A 17,098-nucleotide genomic window follows, 5' to 3' on the forward strand; every position below is an offset into this window, starting at 1 on the left:
CGGGCTCAGGCGGCGGCGCGCGGCGTCAGATAGCCGATCACGCGAGCCAGCGTGTCGCGCAGTTCGCTGCGATGGACCACCATGTCGAGCATGCCATGGTCGAGCAGATATTCGGCGCGCTGGAAGCCTTCGGGCAGCTTTTCACGGATCGTGCTTTCGATGACGCGCTGGCCGGCGAAGCCGATCAGGGCATTGGGCTCCGAAATCTGGATATCGCCCAGCATCGCATAGCTGGCGGTGACGCCGCCGGTGGTCGGATCGGTCAGCACGACGATATAGGGCAGGCCGGCCGCGTGCAGCTTCTGAATCGCCACGGTGGAGCGCGGCATCTGCATCAGCGACAGGATGCCTTCCTGCATGCGCGCGCCGCCGGCGGCGGTGAAGATGACATAGGGGCATTTATGCGCGATCGCATCATTGATTCCCTGGATGAAGGCCGCACCCACGCCCATGCCCATGGAACCGCCCATGAAGGCGAAATTCTGCACGCCCATGACCAGCGGCACATCGTCGATCGCGCCGCGCGCGTTGATGAGCGCATCCTGGTCGCCGGTCGAGGCGCGGGCGGCCTTGATCCGGTCCGGATAGCGCTTGCTATCCCGGAACTTGAGCGGATCTTCCGGCACGCCGGGCGTCGGCAGCAGGATGAAGCCGGCGTCGAGGATCTGCTCGAACCGTTCCGACGGGCCTATGCGGCCATGATGGTCGCAGCGCGGGCAGACCGAGAGATTTTCCTCCCATTCCTTGATGAAGACCATTTCCTTGCACGACGGGCACTGATGCCAGAGCGTTTCGGCGGTGGTTTCCTTCTTGGTGAAGGGCAGGGCGTTACGAACGCGGTTGATCCAGCTCATGCTGCGGTCTCCCGGATAGAAGTGGTGAGGGCGCCGCTGAGCGACGCGACGAATTCCTGGACGAAGGGGCCGGCGGCATCGCCGTGCGAGCCGACGATGTCGACGATCGCCGAGCCAACCACCACGCCATCGGCGACGCGGCCGATGGCGGCGGCCTGTTCGGGCGTGCGGACGCCGAAACCGACCGCGATCGGCAGGTCGGTGGCGGCCTTCAGCCGATCGACCGCCATTTCGATATTGGCCTGTGCCGCCTGCTGCTTGCCGGTAATGCCGGCGACGGCGACATGATAGAGGAAGCCGCTGGCACCTTTCAGCACGGCGGGCAGGCGGGCGGCGTCCGTGGTCGGGGTCGCGAGGCGGACGAGGTGGACGCCGACGGCGCGCAGGACGGGGCCGAGTTCGGCATCTTCCTCCGGCGGGATATCGACACAGATCACGCCGTCAACGCCGGCGGCCTGGCACTGCTCGGCAAACCAGTCGGACCCGCGCGCCAGCATCGGATTGGCATAGCCCATCAGGATCAGCGGCGTTTCGGGATGGCGCGCGCGGAAATCGGCGGCGAGGGCGAAGACGTCCCTCGTCTTCGTGCCCGAGCCGAGGCTGCGCAGGTTCGCCAGTTCGATCGCCGGGCCATCGGCCATCGGATCGGTGAAGGGCATGCCGAGTTCGATGATGTCCGCGCCGCCTGCGACCAGCGCATCGAGGATGGCGGGGGTCGCGGCGACGTCCGGGTCACCGGCGGTCACGAAGGTGATGAGGGCGGCGCGGCCCTGTGCCTTGCAGGCGGCGAAGCGGGTGGCGAGACGGTCGGTCATGCTCACATCTCCACTCCCAGCGCGTCGGCGACGGTGAAGATATCCTTGTCCCCCCGGCCCGACAGATTGACGACGATGATCTTGTCCCCGTCCAGCGTCGGCGCGACCTGTTCGGCGGCGGCCACGGCATGGGCGGATTCGAGCGCGGGGATGATCCCTTCGAGGCGGGAGAGGGTCTGGAAGCTTTCCAGCGCCTCATCATCCTTGATCGGCAGATATTTCACCCGGCCGATCTCGTGCAGCCAGCTATGTTCCGGGCCGATGCCGGGATAGTCGAGGCCAGCCGAAATGCTGTGCGCTTCGGTGATCTGGCCGTCCTCGTCCTGGAGCAGATAGGTGCGGTTGCCGTGCAATATGCCCGATGCGCCGCCAGCCAGCGAGGCGGCATGCTTCTTGTCGAGGCCTTCGCCGGCGGCTTCCACACCGATCATCGCGACTTCGGGATCGTCGAGGAAGGGGTGGAACATGCCGATGGCGTTGGAGCCCCCGCCGACCGGGGCGATCAGCATGTCGGGCAGGCGGCCTTCGGCTTCCATGATCTGCGAGCGGATTTCCTTGCCGATGATCGACTGGAAATCGCGCACCAACTCCGGATAGGGGTGCGGGCCGGCGGCGGTGCCGATGATGTAGAAAGTGTCATGGACGTTCGATACCCAGTAGCGCAGGGCGTCGTTCATCGAATCCTTGAGCGTCGAGGAGCCGGAATGGACCGGGATCACCTCGGCGCCGAGCAGCTTCATGCGGAAGACGTTGGGCTTCTGCCGCTCGACATCCTTGGCGCCCATGAAGATCTTGCATTCCATGCCGAACAGGGCGGCGACGGTCGCGGTGGCGACGCCATGCTGGCCCGCGCCGGTTTCGGCGATGACCTTCTTCTTGCCCATGCGGCGGGCGAGCAGCGCCTGGCCGATGCAATTGTTGATCTTGTGCGCGCCGGTGTGGTTGAGTTCCTCGCGCTTGAGGTAGATTTTGGCGCCCTTGCCGGGTTCGGCCTTGGCGCGCAGCGCTTCGGTCAGCCGTTCGGCATAGTAAAGCGGGTTGGGACGGCCGACGTAGGAGCGCAGCAGCTCGGCATATTCGGCGTGAAATTCGGGATCGGCCTTGGCTGCCTTATAGACCTTTTCCAGTTCCAGGATCAGCGGCATCAGCGTCTCGGCGACATAGCGGCCGCCAAAGGCGCCGAAATGGCCGTTATCGTCCGGCTGGCTACGAAGGCTGTTGGGCAGGGTAATGGTGTCGGTCATGAATATCTTTCCGGGGACAAATGATGGGCGTTCGCTTGTGGTCAGGAAGCGATCAGCGCCATCGTCCTTCGATGCGCATGGCAGGGGCGTTCAGCGTCAACATGCCGACACCGCTTTGCAGAAGGCCATGATCTTGTCCACACTCTTGATGCCCGGTGCATCCTCGACGCCCGAAGAAACGTCGATCAGCGGCGTGTCGGTCAGGCGGATCGCTTCGCACACATTGTCGATGCCAAGGCCACCCGAAAGCCCCCAGGGCGCGGGCATGGCGACGCCGCGCAGCAAGGTCCAGTCGAAGCGCAGGCCCATGCCCCCCGGCAGTGCTGCGCCATCGGGCGTCTTCGCGTCGAACAGCAGCCGGTCGACCATGCCGGCATAGGCCTGGGCAGCGTCGATATCGGCGCGGGTCTTGACCGAAATCGCCTTCCACACCGGCAGGCCGAAACGCTGGCGGATAGCGGCGACGCGCTCCGGGCTTTCCTTGCCATGGAGCTGCAGGGCGCTGAGCGCACCGGTGCCGGTCAGGCGGGCAAGCTGTTCGTCATCGGCATCGACGACAACGGCGACGCGATCGACATGGGACGGGACGGCCGCGGCGAGCGCGCGCAATTGGTCGGGCTCGACATGGCGCGGGCTTTTGGGGAAATGGACGAAGCCGACATGGCTCGCCCCCGCCTGCACGGCGGCGCCCACCGTCTCCGGCGTCGACAGGCCGCAGATCTTGATCGCGATTCGGGACATGGGCGGGCCTTTAGACCGTAAGGGAAGGGAAGTCACATCCGGGTGAGGGCAGGGGTGTGCCCCGGCTCGGTCAGGTCGATATCCTGCAATCCCAGCCACTGGTCGAGATGGGCAAGCGCGGCATCGCCCAGAAAATCGTCGAGCGCGGCGAAGATCGCGGCCTGGTCCATGTCGGCGGGATCGAAGGGTTGGTGCCATTTCAGGGTGAAATGGGTGCCGCCGGTGCGGACGAGATAGAGTGGCATGATCCGTGCGCCCGACGCCTTGGCCATGCGCAACGCGATCGAGACATTGCCCTGTGGCCCCAGTGGCCGGCCGAATGTGGGAAAACTCACCTGCCGGTCGCGCCGTTCGTCGAGCAGCATATAGGCGAGCGCGCGATCTTCCTTGGCCAGATGGCGCAGGATGCGGCGGGCAGCGCCTTCGCCAGGCGGCAGCGCGTCGGTGGCATAGGCGGCGCGCGCCTTTTCCAGCATTTTGGCATGGCGCGGATTTTCCGGCGGTTGCTGCACGCCGATCGACGGCCGGTCCATCTGGGTTTTGAGATGAGCGGCAATCACATCCCAATGGCCGATATGCAGCGACACGAAGATGATCGCGCCCGGACCATCGACGATGGCACGATAGGTGTCATGATCCTCGATCGAGAAATGACCATTCGCCAGCAGTCGCCCCATCGACGGCAGTTCGGCGGCGAAGCGGCCGACATTGCGCCAGCGCTCATGCAGCAGCGCGGCGACATCACCTTCCGACAGGTCAGGACGCAACAGGGCAAGGTTGCGCCGGGCGCGTTCGGACCGGACGGCCATGCGCCGCGGACCGACCATCCCGCCAAGCCATGCGCCGATCGCCGAACCGGTGTTTACCGGCAGGATGTGCATCAGCCGATACATGAAGGGGCTGTAGAGCATTCAGATCGCACACTTGGATGGGTTGGCACTGGGCATGGCGTCGGTCATACACGGGCGCGATAAAGGGTAAAGGGGCATCCCGATCTTGAGCATCTTCCTGGCGATCTGGTTCCTGTTGCAGGCGATCAGCCTGCTGGGCGTGATCAATTATTGGCGCCATCTGCCGACGGACCGGCAGGAGGAGGCGCCCGATGGCGCGGTCATGATCCTGTCGGTGCGTGACGACTGGGAAGGTGACAGCGAACTTGTCACCCGGCTGAGGGCGCAGAGTGCGCCGTTCCGGCTGCTGCTCGCGACCTCCGGGGCCTGCGCGGCAGCGGAAGCGCTGGCTGCCGCTGAGCCGGATTGGGTGCAGATCGTGCGCGCCGGCGTGGCCAGCGACGAGGGGCAGAAGGTCCACAAGCTGCGGGCGGCGCTCAAGGTGCTGCGCGAAGCGGATCGCTATCTGATCTTCATCGACGCGGATATCGAGCCGCCGATGCGGCTGGCCGGGCGGCTGCTCTTTCCGCTGGTGCGGGACAAGGCGGATATCGTGACAGGCTATCGGCTGCTGCTGCCGGCCGGGCAGGGCATCCCGGCGCTGGTCGGCGCGGTCGAACTGCAGCTGGCGACGCTGCCGCGCGCGGCCAGTTCCACCATGCCCTGGGGCGGCGCGATGGCGATGACGCGGGCGGCGGCCGAGCGGATCGACATCGACGCGGCGCTGGCCGGGCGCCTGTCCGACGACATGGCGATCGGCCTGGCCGGCTGGCGCGCGAAGCTGCGGATGCGGCCGGTGCGCGACCTGCTGGTGGCGAGTCCGCTGGATGGGGCGCTTGGTGCGCTCTGGGGCTTTGGCGTGCGGCAATATCGCCATGTCCTCACCAACAGCCCGCGCATGTGGGCAGTGGCGACGGGCGCGGTCGCGCTGCAATCGGGGCTCTGGCTGTGGGCGCTGGGCTGGGGCGGCTGGCCCGCGATCATGATCGGTTATGGCGCGGCCTGGGGCCGGGCGGCAGCGCGGCGGCAGATATTGGCGGCCGTGCTGGAGCCAGCGCAGGTGGCGCGGGCGCGGCGCTCGCTCTGGTGGGACATGGTGGCGCCCTTTGCCGTCTGCTGGGCGCATCTGGCGGTGCAGCTCCACGCGTCACTCTCCAACCGCATCCGCTGGGGCGGCTGGACCTATCGCGTCGTGCGTGGCCGGGTGGTGGAGATGGGGCGGGGGTAGTTTCCCCTCCTCCCCGAGACTGGCTCGGGAAGGAATGGGCATGGATCAGAACCCTGCCGGAAACAAATGATTGCCGGCCTCGTCGAGGCGCAGGATCACCTTGCCGGCGACGGCGCTGATCGGCAGGTCGCAATAGAGATGGGGGAAGAGTGCGCCGCCGCGCGACACTTCCCATTTGATCGCCTCGCCAAAGGGGGCGAGGTCGATCATCAGCATCACCAGCCGATCCTGTCCTGCGAAATGCTTGGCTGCCGTTTCGGCCGCCTGATCGCGGGTGGACATGTGGATATAGCCGTCCTGCAGGTCGATCGGTGCGCCCTTGAACACGCCGTCGGCCTTGAACTGGTCATATTGCTCGGCGGTCAGGATCTTGTAGGCGAACAACTCGCTCACGCCTCGCCACCCTCGCTGCCGGTTTCCGGGGCCGCTTCGGGCGCGCCCTCGACGGTGCCTTCGGCCGCAGCCTCTGCCCCGGCCTCCGCATTGTCATCTTCGCCGTCCTCGATCCGGGCGGTCGAAACGACATGCTCGTCCTTGGCGACGTTGAACAGGCGCACGCCGGCCGAGTTGCGGCCGATGACGCGCATCGACGACAGGCCCATGCGGATCAGCTTGGCCTGATCGGTGACGAGCATCAGATGATCCTCATGCGCGACCGGGAAGCTGCCGACGACCAGGCCGTTGCGGGCGATATTGTCGATATTGGTGATGCCCTGGCCACCGCGACCGGTGCGGCGATAATCATAGGCCGAGCTGATCTTGCCATAGCCATTGGCGCAGACGGTCAGGATGAACTGTTCCGCCTGGGCAAAGGCGGCCATGCGTTCGGCGCTGTTGATCGCCGGGGTCGCCTCGTTCTCCTTCCAGGGGGCAGCGCGCAGATAGTCGTCGCGTTCCTCGGTCGTCGCGTCGAAGCCCTTGAGGATCGAGAGCGAAATGACCTCGTCGCCGTCCTTCAGGGTCATACCGCGCACGCCGGTCGAGGTGCGGCTCTGGAATTCGCGCACGTCGGTGGCGGCGAAGCGGATCGCGCGGCCCTGGCGGGTGGCGAGCAGGACGTCATCCTCTTCGGTCAGGAGGGCGACGCCGATCAGGCGATCGTCGCTGCCTTCGTCGAAGCGCATGGCAAGCTTGCCGTTGCTGGGCACATTGGCGAAGGCATCCATGCTGTTGCGGCGCACGGTACCGTTCGCGGTGGCGAACATGACGTGCAGTTCCTTCCAGCTTTCCTCGTCCTCGGGCAGCGGCAGCACGGTCTGGATGGTTTCGCCCGGCGCCAGCGGCAGCAGGTTGATCATGGGCCGGCCGCGGGTGGCGGGGCCTCCCTCGGGCAGGCGCCAGACCTTGAGGCGATAGACCTTGCCGGCGGTCGAGAAGAACAGCACCGGCGTGTGCGTCGAGGTGACGAACAGTTCGGTGACGGCATCCTCATCCTTGGTCGCCATGCCCGAACGGCCCTTGCCGCCACGGCCCTGGGCGCGGAAGCTCTCCAGCGGGGTGCGCTTGATATAGCCCTGCACGGTGACGGTGACGACCATCTCCTCGCGCTCGATCAGATCCTCGTCATCGATGCCGTCGGCGGCAGGGGCGATGACCGACACGCGCGGCGTGGCGAATTCGCTCTCGATCGCCTCGAACTCTTCGCGCATGACGGCGTAGAGCTTCACCCGGTCGCCCAGGATGGCGAGATATTCGGCGATGGCTTCGGCCAGTTCGGCCAGTTCCTTGCCGATTTCGTCACGGCCGAGTGCGGTCAGTCGGTGGAGGCGCAGGTCGAGGATGGCGCGGACCTGGACGTCGCTGAGCTTGTAGCTCTCCCCGCTGACTTCGGTCTCGATCGCCTCGACCAGGGCGAGATAGGGCGCGATCTCGCCGATCGGCCATTCGCGCGCCAGCAACGATTCGCGGGCGGCAGCCGGGCTGGCCGAACCGCGGATGATCTTCACCACCTCGTCGAGGTTGGTGACCGCGACCACCAGGCCGAGCAAGATATGGGCGCGGTCGCGCGCCTTGTTCAGTTCGAACTTGGTGCGGCGGGTGATGACCTCTTCGCGGAACTTGACGAAGGCTTCGATGATCTCGCGCAGGCCCAGCAGTTCCGGGCGGCCGCCACGGATCGCCAGCATGTTGGCGGGGAAGCTCGACTGGGCCGGGGTGTTGCGCCACAGCTGGTTGAGGACGACGTCCGGGGTGGCGTCGCGCTTCAGGTCCATGACGATGCGCACGCCTTCGCGGCTCGATTCGTCGCGAATGTCGCTGATGCCCTCGATCCGCTTGTCCTTGGCGGCTTCGGCGATCTTTTCGACCAGGCCGCTCTTGCCGACCTGATAGGGGATGGAGGTGAGGACGATCGAGCGACGGTCGCCGCGGCCTTCCTCCACCTCGTGCCGGGCGCGCATCAGGATCGAGCCGCGACCGGTATGATAGGCGTTGCGGGCGCCCGACTGGCCCAGGATCAGCGGTGCGGTCGGGAAGTCCGGGCCGGGGACGATCTGGATCAACTCGTCCGTCGAGATTGCCGGGTTCTCGATATAGGCGAGGCAGGCGCGCAGCACTTCGCCCAGATTGTGCGGCGGGATGTTGGTCGCCATGCCGACGGCGATGCCGCCAGCGCCGTTGACCAGCAGGTTGGGGAAGCGAGCGGGCAGGACCTGCGGCTCGCTTTCCGAGGCGTCATAGTTGGGCGTGAAGTCGACGGTGTCCTTGTCGAGATCGTCCAGCAGCGCGGTGGCGACCTTGGCCAGGCGCGCTTCGGTGTAACGCATGGCGGCTGGCGGATCGGGGTCCATCGAGCCGAAATTGCCCTGGCCGTCGATCAGCGGCACGCGCATCGACCAGTCCTGGGTCATGCGGGCCAAGGCGTCGTAGATCGAACTGTCGCCATGGGGGTGATATTTACCCATGACTTCACCGACCAGACGGGCCGACTTGCGATAGGGGCGATTGTAGACGAAGCCCGATTCCTGGGCCGAGAAGAGAATGCGGCGATGCACCGGCTTCAGGCCGTCGCGCACGTCCGGCAGGGCGCGGGAGACGATCACGGACATGGCATAGTCGAGATAGCTCGACTTCATCTCATCAACGATGCTGATGGGGCTGATGTCCGAAGGGTCGGCGAGGACGGTCTCGTCGGTCAAGGCGATTCTCTTTTTGGATGGGTGTGATGCGTTGCCACTGCACTAGCCGAGCGAAACAAATCTGTCACCCCTCGCGCGCGCCCGCGCGCCCGCATGTGCAGCCAAGGCGGTGATTGGCGGGCGTGAAGAAAAGCGGAACGAAGCGGCAGCATGACAGTTGCAAAATGCGCGGATATAGGCTTGTTCAAAGCCCGTTCACGCGCCGACCCCTAATCGGCGTTCAACCCGGATGTCGCCTGTGGTCCCCCTGTCAGGCGCGAAAAGGAGATGAGGATCATGCGTTTTGTTACCCCGCTGTCGCTCGCGCTGGCTCTGGCGCTGACCGGCGGCGCCGTTTCGGCTCCCGCCTCCGCCGCGAAGAAGGAAGAAAAGCCGGCCGGCCGCAAGCTGAACGTGTCGCCCGAAGTGCTCAAGTCGCTCCAGGCGGCCCAGAAGGCGTCCGACGCCCAGGATTTCGCCGGTGCCAAGACGGCGCTGACCGAAGCCGATGGCAAGGCGGCGTCGAACGACGACAAGTATCAGATCGGCGCGATCAAGCTGAACACCGGCATCCAGAGCAAGGATGACGCGCTGAAGATGGAAGGTCTCAACCAGATGCTCGACAGCGGACTGACCCCGCCCGAGCAGACCGGCCAGTTCAACATGGTGGCGGCCGATGCGGCTCTCGCCCAGAAGAATTACGACGTCGCGATTTCGCGTGGCCAGGCGGCGCTGGCCGCCGGCTACAAGGCTGAGCAGGTCAACCCGACCATTGCGCAGGCGTATTTCGGCAAGGCCGGCACCGGCAACGCCTCGGCCGAACCGGCGCGTGGCTTCAACCAGCAGGGCCTCGCCGCGCTGAAGGCCGCGGCTGACGCGACCAAGGCGTCGGGCCAGCCCGTGCCGGCGCAATGGTATCAGATCGGCGTCAGCCGTGCGGCTGCCGCGCGCCTGCCGGAAGTCACCGACTGGGCCAAGTGGGCCTATGCCGCCAATCCGAGCGGTGAAAATCTGCGCACGCTGATCCGCCTGTTCCAGCAGGCGAACCCGAACATCACCAACCGCGAAAATCTGGACGTGCTGCGCCTGATGTCGGCGGCCAAGGGGCTGGTGGTCGCTGGAGACTTCACCGAACTGGCCGAAATGGCGTCGAAGACGGGCATTTATGGCGAGGTCAAGTCGACGATCGATGCCGGCCGCGCCAAGGGCGTGCTGAACGCCAGCCAGGCCAGCGACATCTATCAGGCGGCCGTGGGCCGTATTCCGGGCGACAAGTCGTCGCTGGGGGCTGCCGAAGCGGATGCCGGTAAGGCCGCCAATGGCAAGGTCGCGGCTGCGACCGGCGACGCCTATCTGGGCTATGGCGACTATGCCAAAGCGGCGGCCATGTTCGAACTGGCCAAGCAGAAGGGCGGTGTCGACGCCGACGAGATCAACACCCGTCTGGGCATTGCCAAGACCATGGGTGGCGACAATGCCGGCGCCAAGGCGGCGTTCGAGGCGGTCCAGGGCGGTGCGCGCAAGCAGATCGCCGATCTGTGGCTGACCTATCTGGGCACCAAGGGCTGAACTTAGTCCAAGGCGCGCATGCCATCGGTCAGCTGGTGGCTTGCGCGTCTTCATCTTTTTGCGTTGCCGGCCAGGCGCCGGATAATTGAAGTGGGGGGAGGCCTGACATGGCCAAGCGGAATCCTATTTTTCTGACTATCGGATTGCCGGCCATGCTGGCGGGCGCCATGCTGGCGACGCCGGCATCGGCCAAAAAGAAGGTCGTTGTGGCAGGGCCGCCGATCGAGATGTCTGACGCCTTCCGCACTGACGTGCTGGCGGCAGAGACGGCGATCAAGGCACGCGATGCGTCGACCGCCAATCTGCGCATCGCGTCGCTGAACCCAACCACCGACATGGAAGCCTATGCCGCAGCCGGTCTGCGTTTCGAGGTGGCGGTGTTGCGTCGGGACATCCAGGCCCAGCGGATCGCGCTGACCGACATGTTCAAGACCAGCTCGGTGCCCAAGGCGGACGCGCCGCGTCTGCGGTTCATTGCCGGCTACCTGTCCTACATGGTCGCGAACTATACTGACGCGGTGGCGCAGCTCGATTATGCCAAGACGCTGGGCTATGCTGGCATCGACGCCACCATGCTGCGCGCCGACATTGCGATGCGCAAGAACAAACCCAAGGATGCACGGGTCTATGTGCAGGAGGCGCTGGCATTGCAGAAGGCATCGGGCCAGCCGATCCCGGCCGCCTGGTATGACCGCGCCATTTCCATGGCCTATCAGGCCAATGACTGGGATGAGGTGAGCAGCCTCTATCGCGAGCGGCTGGAAGTCTATCCGTCGACCCCCGAATGGCGTTCGGCGCTGACCAACTATCTGGCCGGTCAGGAAAGCGACCCGCAGGTCCAGCTCGACCTCTATCGCCTGCAGGCCGCCAATGGCGCCATGGCGAGCGAGCGCGATTACCAGACCTATGCCCAGCTGGCCGAGAAGACCGGCAACTTTGCCGAAGCCAAGGCGATCATCGAGGCGGGCCGTTCGGCTGGCAAGCTGACCACGAGCCAGGCGACCACCGCGCAATTGCTGAAGGCGGTGACGCCCAAGGCGACCAAGGATATCGCCGGCATGCCCGCGCTGGCGAAGAAGGCGGCGGCGGCGAGCGATGGCAAGGCGGCGCTGAATGCGGCCGACGGCTATTTCTCGCTTGGTCAATATCCGCAGGCGGTGGAGCAGTATCGGCTGGCGCTGAGCAAGGGTGGGGTCGATCAGGGCCACGCCAATGCGCGCCTGGGCATCGCGCTGGCCCGTTCGGGCGATCTGGCCGGTGGCAAGACCACGCTGGCCCAGGTGACCAGTGGCAACTGGGGCAATGTTGCCGGCTTCTGGTCGGTCTGGGTCGATCTGCAGAACCGCAAGTCGGCGCAACAAGGCGCGGCCCAGACGGCCAGCTGATCCCGGCGCGACGTGACAGGAAAAAGGGCCGGTCCCCCATGGGGCCGGCCCTTTTTCGTTGCGCTTGTGTGCCGGCTGTCGCGGGCCTCCCGGATCAGACCGGCAGCGGGACGCCGGGCAGATTCTTCGACGTGCGGATCGTCAGCGACGTCTTGACGCTCACCACATTGGGGGCCGGCGTCAGCTTCGACGTCAGGAATTGCTGGAAGCTCTGCAGGTCGCGGGCGACCACCTTCAGGATGAAGTCGATCTCGCCGTTCAGCATATGGCATTCGCGCACTTCGGGCAGGGCGTCGACATGGTCCTGGAACGCCTTCAGATCGGCCTCCGCCTGGCTCTTGAGGCTGACCATCGCGAACACGGTGATGGTGTAACCCAGCATCGCCGGATCGACCACGGCATGATAGGCTGTGATGGCACCGGCTTCTTCCAGCGCGCGGACGCGGCGCAGGCACGGTGGTGCCGTCAGCCCGACCTTGCGCGCCAGATCCACATTGGTCATCCTGCCATTGTCCTGCAATTCGCCCAGGATCTGCAGGTCGATGTCGTCGATATTGGGCCCCGCCATCAGATTGATTATTTCCTTACCTGTTACTGCGGGCGCATCATAATAATATTTCAGCGCAATGCAATTGTCCCACTATGCGACGGTCATATTGTGCGTGGAAATCACGCTTTCGCTTTGGGTAAGGACTGCTTATCGGTTAGGATGTAACGAACAGCGATGGGGGCATGGCGCCCGCGATCGCTTGACTATGGGGACTTTGGTTGCGCTTCAACGACATCATGCAAACCGTGCTGGCTGCCGACAATCGCAGCGGTGTGGGCGCGGTGACGCTGTGGCGGCAATGTGTCGACCTGCTGGCGCAGCATGATCGTTATGATCGTCCGCCCATGGCCGCGGTCGATCGCGATGCCTTGCTCGACCGTATGACGGAATTGCGGCCGCAACTGTCTGAAATGCAGCGAATCGCGACCGTCGTCGAACTGGGCAGCCGGATGCGCTCGGCCAGCCTGATCCGCTTCTTTGCCGGCGATCGCCCGGCGATTGCCGGTGCAGCGATGGCGCGTGCGCGTCTGTCCGATCCGCTCTGGGCGGAATTGCTGCCGCATCTCAGTCCTACCGCACGCGGCGTTCTCCGCGGGCGTCGCGACATGGGGCCGGAGACGCGACAGGGGCTGGAAGCTTTCGGTTCGACCGACCTGGTCCTGACCAGCGACGAAGGCGTCGGCGAGGCAGACATGCTGTTGACGGCGGACATGGCGCTGTCGGCCGAGGCCGTTGTCGAGCCGGAGATCGCACCTCAACCTGTCGCCGAGCCCGGTCCCGACCAGATCCGCAATCTGGTCGATCGCATCACCCGCTTCACCAGCACGCGGCGCGCGCCCGAGGAAACGCCGCCACAGGAGGTCATGCTTGCACCTGTATCGCAGCCCGTGCTGCGGAGCGAGCAGCCGCATTTCTTTGCCTTCGAGACCGATTCCACGGGCGTGCTGGTCTGGGTGGACCAGGGGCCGCGCGCCGCGCTGGTCGGTTTGTCGCTGGGCGAGATCGCGTTGGAAGGGACGAGTGGTCCCGATGGTCATGTGGCAGGCGCGTTCCAGCGTCGCAGCGGCTTCCAGAATGGCCGCTTCACCATCATCGGCGGGATGATGGCGGGCGAATGGCGTGTGTCGGCCACGCCGTTCTTCGATCCGCGGTCCGGTCGTTTTCAGGGCTATCGCGGCCAGGCGCGGCGCCCCTATCTCCATGAAGTGGCGACGACGCCCTCGGGGGCGGTGACGATTGCCGGGCTGTCGGCGGATTCGCTGCGGCAATTGGTGCATGAACTGCGCACGCCACTGAACGCGATCCTGGGTTTTGCCGAGATTATCGAGCAGGAATTGTTCGGGCCGGCTGGCGTCGAATATCGCGAGATGGCGGGCAATATCGCGGTCGATGCGCGGCATCTGCTCGCGGCCTTCGATGATCTGGATTTGGCGGCTAAAGTATCGCGTGGTGATGGCATCGGCGCGCCGCAGACGATAGACCCGGCGCTGCTGGTGATGCAGGTCGCGGCCCGTTTCCGCGACCAGGATGGCCGGGCGGTGACGTTGATCGATATCGCCGTGTCGCAGGATCTGCCGCAGATCAGTATCGATCCGGTACAGGGCGAACGCATGGTGCAGCATCTGCTGCGCACGCTGATTTCGGTCGCGCCCGAGGGTGAGGCAGTGACCGGTGCCTGTTGGTTCCAGCCTGATGGCGCGTCGGGTAAGGTCGTGCTGGCAATCGATCGGCCTTCCACCTTGGCGGGCATGGATGAAGCGCATCTGCTCGATCCAGGCTATACGCCGGAAGGCGACTGGGCGGACGGGCCGCTGCTGGGGCTGGGCTTCTCGTTGCGCCTGATCCGCAGCCTGGCTGCGGGGTGCGGCGGGAGCCTGGACGTAGGCCCGGATCGCTTCCTGCTGCGACTTCCTGTTGATGGGCAGGAAGAAGATGTGGTCGGCAACGGCTGATCCAGGTCAGGTTGACCGGAGCGAAACCCTATCGCAACCATTGCGGCCTAGGGAATAGTGATGCAATCAACTCATCATCATGACGGCAATCTGCTTCGGGCACCGGCGCCCGAGGACATGATCGACCTTCCGGCCGCGTTCGGCACCCGTTTCATGCTGTTCGTCGACACCGAAGAGGAATTCGACTGGAATGCGCCTTTCCGTCGGGAAGGCCATGGCGTGACCGCGCTGGCCGGCATGGCGCGCGGGCAGGCTTATTTCGCTGCGGCCGGGGTGAAGCCCGTCTATGTGACCGACTATCCGGTGGTGGATAGCGATGCGGCGGCCGGGATGATGGGGGAGTGGATTGCGGCTGGCGAGGCCGATGTCGGCGCGCATCTCCACCCCTGGGTCAATCCGCCCCATGTCGAGGATGTGAACGCGGCCAATTCCTATGTCGGCTCGCTGCCCGAAGAGGTCGAGGCGGCCAAGCTTGAGGCGCTGTGCCGGCGGATCGAGGAACGTTTCGGTCGGCGGCCAATTGCCTATCGCGCGGGACGCTACGGGGTTGGCCCGAACAGTGCGCGGTTGCTGGAGGCGGCGGGTTTTCGCCTGGATACATCGGTGCGTAGCCGCTTCGACTATAGCAGCCAGCATGGCCCCGATTTCCATGGCTTGCCGCAAAATCCCTATTGGGCCGGTCCCGCGCGAACGCTGGTGGAACTGCCGCTGTCGACGGCGATTACCGGTCTGCTGCGGGGCGGTGGGGAAGCGCTGTATCGTGCAACGCAGGGGATGGGGCCGTTGGCCGGTGCGCTGGCGCGGGCGCGGATGCTCTCGCGCGTGCCGTTGACGCCCGAGGGCATTACGGCATCCGAAGCGATCGCGGCGATCGATGCCCTGATCGAGGAAGGCGTGCGTGTCCTGAACTTCAGTTTTCATTCGCCCACGCTGGAACCGGGGCACACGCCCTATGTTCGCGACGAAGCCGATCGCACCGCCTTTTACGGCTGGTGGGATAGGGTGCTGAGTCATCTGGCGCGGCGCGGCGTGGCGGCGGTCAGCCTGGATCAGCTGCTGGATGCCATTCCGACGCGCGCGGAGGCTTGCCAAGCCGCCTGATGCTGCCTATCCAGCCGCGCAAGGTGGGGCCTGTAGCTCAATGGTTAGAGCTGGCCGCTCATAACGGCTAGGTTGCGGGTTCGAGTCCTGCCGGGCCCACCAACCCTCGATTTCATGAGCATCATGTGGTGTCATAAATCCCTGTAAATCAGGGGGTTGTGAGCCGCTGTTCATCCATAATGTCTCAGGATGTCTCAGGGTATCTCACGAATCGTGGGGTATCGGTGGGGGTATCGAAACCAATTTTTGGGGTATCGATGACTCTTACATACGCTGAAGCGAAAAACGCCGCCGCCACCGGGCGGAATTACAAGATGACCGATTCTGCCGGTCTCTACCTCTACGTCACAAAAGCCGGCGCGAAGTCGTGGCGGTTCAGATATCATTTTGCCGAACGCGAGAAGCTCCTTACGTTCGGGCTGTTCCCCGAGGTCGGGCTCGCTGAGGCGCGCGAGCGACAAAAAGAGGCGCGAGAGTTGCTCCGGCAGGGCATCGACCCTGCGGTGGAGTTTGTCCGACGAAAGGCGCAGGCAGTGGTCGAAACAGACGCCAGTTTTCGTGCCAAGGCCGAAGAATGGCTCGCGGAGAATGAGCCGTGGTGGTCTGCCGCCAATGCCTTCAGGGTACGATCAAGGATCGAAAAGGACATCTATCCTGAGTTTGGGAAGCTGCCTATCGGTCAGGTCACGAGCGAAATGGTACTGGTTGCGCTCCGGAAAATCGAACGTCGGGGCGCGATAGAAACCGCGAAGCGGGTCCGCGGTTACATCCTCGGGATACTAAAGCGCGCTCGCGGAGAAGGGTTGGTGACCACTGAGACGATCGTCAGCGTCGAGATCGTCGCGGATGCGCTGAAACGCTCGCCTCCGGGGATCAAGCAACCGGCACTCACTCGCGTGTCTCAGCTTCTCGAATTTCAGAGACGCGTCGATCTTTCAACCGGTGGTCCGTTGAGCAAGCTGGCCTCCCGGCTGCTCGCTTTGACCGCAGTCCGCGTTGGCGTCCTTCGAACCGCTCTCTGGGACGAGTTTGAAGGCATCGACTGGGAAGATGCTGACAAGCCTGCGCCGGGGGCGATCTGGCGGATACCGGCCGAGCGGATGAAGTTGGCCGTCGAGGACAAGAGCAATGCCGCTTTCGGCCACGACGTTCCACTATCTTGGCAGGCTGTCGAAACGCTGCGCGCCATAAGGGTGCTCACCGGAAAGTTCAGCCTGGTGTTCCCGAGTAGCCGATCCTGGCGTTTGCCGATGAGCGACGCAGCTGTCAGCACCCTGTACAAGCGGATCGGTGATGGCGCCTACAAGGGCAAGATGGTGCCCCATGGCTGGCGCTCGTCCTTCTCGACAGTGATGAACGAGCGGGCCGCGGAACTGGAGCGAGATGGCGATCGAATGATCATCGATCTTGTTCTGTCACATGTGCCGAAAGGCATGTCGGCGTCGGAATGGGCGTATAATCGCGCGCGCTACTTCAAGCCGCGGCGGGAGATGCTGCAGGCCTGGGCTGATCTGATCGGAGACGGGCTGGAAAACCCGTTCGCCTTGGTTAATGTTAGGATGGTCAAGGGCAGGCTGCTCTCACGCTGGGAAAGCGCACCGACGGGTCCGAACGTCATCCAGTTCAGGCCGGCGAGGCGTTAGGCCAGCCACT

14 protein-coding genes and 1 tRNA gene are annotated in these 17,098 nt (G+C 64.9%); 7 read left to right on the forward strand and 8 right to left on the reverse strand.

Going from position 1 to position 17,098, the window contains the following annotated elements; genetic code table 11:
• Nucleotides 1–5 precede the first annotated feature (5 nt).
• The 5 genes from accD to N6H05_RS13155 form a co-directional block, all read right to left on the reverse strand.
• Entirely contained in the window at nucleotides 6–854 is an 849-nt protein-coding gene (gene accD / locus N6H05_RS13135) for an acetyl-CoA carboxylase, carboxyltransferase subunit beta (protein WP_004207658.1), read from the reverse strand.
• Complete coding sequence (trpA, locus tag N6H05_RS13140; RefSeq protein WP_284109922.1) at nucleotides 851–1,669, reverse strand: tryptophan synthase subunit alpha; 819 nt, start codon at nucleotides 1,667–1,669, stop codon at nucleotides 851–853. The genes accD and trpA overlap by 4 nt, the downstream gene beginning before the upstream one ends.
• A 2-nt stretch (nucleotides 1,670–1,671) precedes the next feature.
• A complete protein-coding gene (trpB, locus tag N6H05_RS13145) occupies nucleotides 1,672–2,913 on the reverse strand; it encodes a tryptophan synthase subunit beta (protein WP_284109923.1) in 1,242 nt (413 codons plus the stop codon).
• Between the two features lie 96 nt (nucleotides 2,914–3,009).
• Entirely contained in the window at nucleotides 3,010–3,654 is a 645-nt protein-coding gene (locus N6H05_RS13150; protein ID WP_284109924.1) for a phosphoribosylanthranilate isomerase, read from the reverse strand.
• 32 nt (nucleotides 3,655–3,686) lie between these two features.
• Nucleotides 3,687–4,565, reverse strand: a complete 879-nt coding sequence (locus N6H05_RS13155) for a lysophospholipid acyltransferase family protein (protein WP_284109925.1) — start codon at nucleotides 4,563–4,565, stop codon at nucleotides 3,687–3,689.
• Nucleotides 4,566–4,656: 91 nt separating this feature from the next.
• Between N6H05_RS13155 and N6H05_RS13160 the strand changes: the two genes are divergently transcribed.
• Nucleotides 4,657–5,772 (forward strand): glycosyltransferase family protein, encoded by a 1,116-nt coding sequence (locus N6H05_RS13160; protein ID WP_284114230.1) that lies wholly within the window; start codon nucleotides 4,657–4,659, stop codon nucleotides 5,770–5,772.
• A 45-nt stretch (nucleotides 5,773–5,817) separates the two neighbouring features.
• Here the strand turns inward: N6H05_RS13160 and N6H05_RS13165 are convergent, their stop codons facing one another.
• The gene (locus N6H05_RS13165; RefSeq protein WP_284109926.1) at nucleotides 5,818–6,165 is read right to left on the reverse strand and encodes a DUF952 domain-containing protein; all 348 of its coding nucleotides are present in this window, start codon (nucleotides 6,163–6,165) and stop codon (nucleotides 5,818–5,820) included.
• Entirely contained in the window at nucleotides 6,162–8,909 is a 2,748-nt protein-coding gene (gene gyrA, locus N6H05_RS13170) for a DNA gyrase subunit A (RefSeq protein WP_284109927.1), read from the reverse strand. Before gyrA ends, N6H05_RS13165 begins: the two co-directional genes overlap by 4 nt.
• Nucleotides 8,910–9,185: 276 nt before the next feature.
• Here gyrA and N6H05_RS13175 point away from each other — a divergent pair, with 276 nt between their 5' ends.
• Together N6H05_RS13175 and N6H05_RS13180 are read left to right on the forward strand one after the other, a co-directional pair.
• On the forward strand, nucleotides 9,186–10,457 hold the full coding sequence (locus N6H05_RS13175) for a YfgM family protein (RefSeq protein ID WP_284109928.1): 1,272 nt from the start codon (nucleotides 9,186–9,188) through the stop codon (nucleotides 10,455–10,457).
• Nucleotides 10,458–10,564: 107 nt separating this feature from the next.
• The gene (locus tag N6H05_RS13180; protein ID WP_284109929.1) at nucleotides 10,565–11,842 is read left to right on the forward strand and encodes a tetratricopeptide repeat protein; all 1,278 of its coding nucleotides are present in this window, start codon (nucleotides 10,565–10,567) and stop codon (nucleotides 11,840–11,842) included.
• 94 nt (nucleotides 11,843–11,936) lie between these two features.
• Here the strand turns inward: N6H05_RS13180 and N6H05_RS13185 are convergent, their stop codons facing one another.
• A complete protein-coding gene (locus tag N6H05_RS13185) occupies nucleotides 11,937–12,410 on the reverse strand; it encodes an Lrp/AsnC family transcriptional regulator (RefSeq protein WP_004207648.1) in 474 nt (157 codons plus the stop codon).
• A gap of 200 nt (nucleotides 12,411–12,610) precedes the next feature.
• Here N6H05_RS13185 and N6H05_RS13190 point away from each other — a divergent pair, with 200 nt between their 5' ends.
• From N6H05_RS13190 to N6H05_RS13205, 4 genes are all read left to right on the forward strand, one after another.
• Entirely contained in the window at nucleotides 12,611–14,344 is a 1,734-nt protein-coding gene (locus N6H05_RS13190; RefSeq protein WP_284109930.1) for a sensor histidine kinase, read from the forward strand.
• A gap of 60 nt (nucleotides 14,345–14,404) precedes the next feature.
• Nucleotides 14,405–15,445: a polysaccharide deacetylase family protein gene (locus N6H05_RS13195; protein ID WP_284109931.1), complete on the forward strand. Its 1,041-nt coding sequence runs from the start codon at nucleotides 14,405–14,407 to the stop codon at nucleotides 15,443–15,445.
• A 26-nt stretch (nucleotides 15,446–15,471) separates the two neighbouring features.
• Nucleotides 15,472–15,547: transfer RNA gene (locus N6H05_RS13200), tRNA-Ile, on the forward strand.
• Between the two features lie 212 nt (nucleotides 15,548–15,759).
• A complete protein-coding gene (locus N6H05_RS13205) occupies nucleotides 15,760–17,088 on the forward strand; it encodes a tyrosine-type recombinase/integrase (protein WP_284109932.1) in 1,329 nt (442 codons plus the stop codon).
• The last annotated feature ends 10 nt before the right edge of the window (nucleotides 17,089–17,098 follow it).

The sequence above is a fragment of the Sphingobium sp. WTD-1 genome (assembly GCF_030128825.1).
Classification (GTDB): Bacteria; Pseudomonadota; Alphaproteobacteria; order Sphingomonadales; family Sphingomonadaceae; genus Sphingobium.

Bases quoted from the DNA above. Each gene is read 5' to 3' on its own strand.
- accD (WP_004207658.1), bottom strand. From the start codon at position 854: ATGAGCTGGATCAACCGCGTTCGTAACGCCCTGCCCTTCACCAAGAAG.
- trpA (WP_284109922.1), bottom strand. From the start codon at position 1,669: ATGACCGACCGTCTCGCCACCCGCTTCGCCGCCTGCAAGGCACAGGGC.
- trpB (WP_284109923.1), bottom strand. From the start codon at position 2,913: ATGACCGACACCATTACCCTGCCCAACAGCCTTCGTAGCCAGCCGGAC.
- N6H05_RS13150 (WP_284109924.1), bottom strand. From the start codon at position 3,654: ATGTCCCGAATCGCGATCAAGATCTGCGGCCTGTCGACGCCGGAGACG.
- N6H05_RS13155 (WP_284109925.1), bottom strand. From the start codon at position 4,565: ATGCTCTACAGCCCCTTCATGTATCGGCTGATGCACATCCTGCCGGTA.
- N6H05_RS13175 (WP_284109928.1), top strand. From the start codon at position 9,186: ATGCGTTTTGTTACCCCGCTGTCGCTCGCGCTGGCTCTGGCGCTGACC.
- N6H05_RS13180 (WP_284109929.1), top strand. From the start codon at position 10,565: ATGGCCAAGCGGAATCCTATTTTTCTGACTATCGGATTGCCGGCCATG.
- N6H05_RS13185 (WP_004207648.1), bottom strand. From the start codon at position 12,410: ATGGCGGGGCCCAATATCGACGACATCGACCTGCAGATCCTGGGCGAA.
- N6H05_RS13195 (WP_284109931.1), top strand. From the start codon at position 14,405: ATGCAATCAACTCATCATCATGACGGCAATCTGCTTCGGGCACCGGCG.
- N6H05_RS13205 (WP_284109932.1), top strand. From the start codon at position 15,760: ATGACCGATTCTGCCGGTCTCTACCTCTACGTCACAAAAGCCGGCGCG.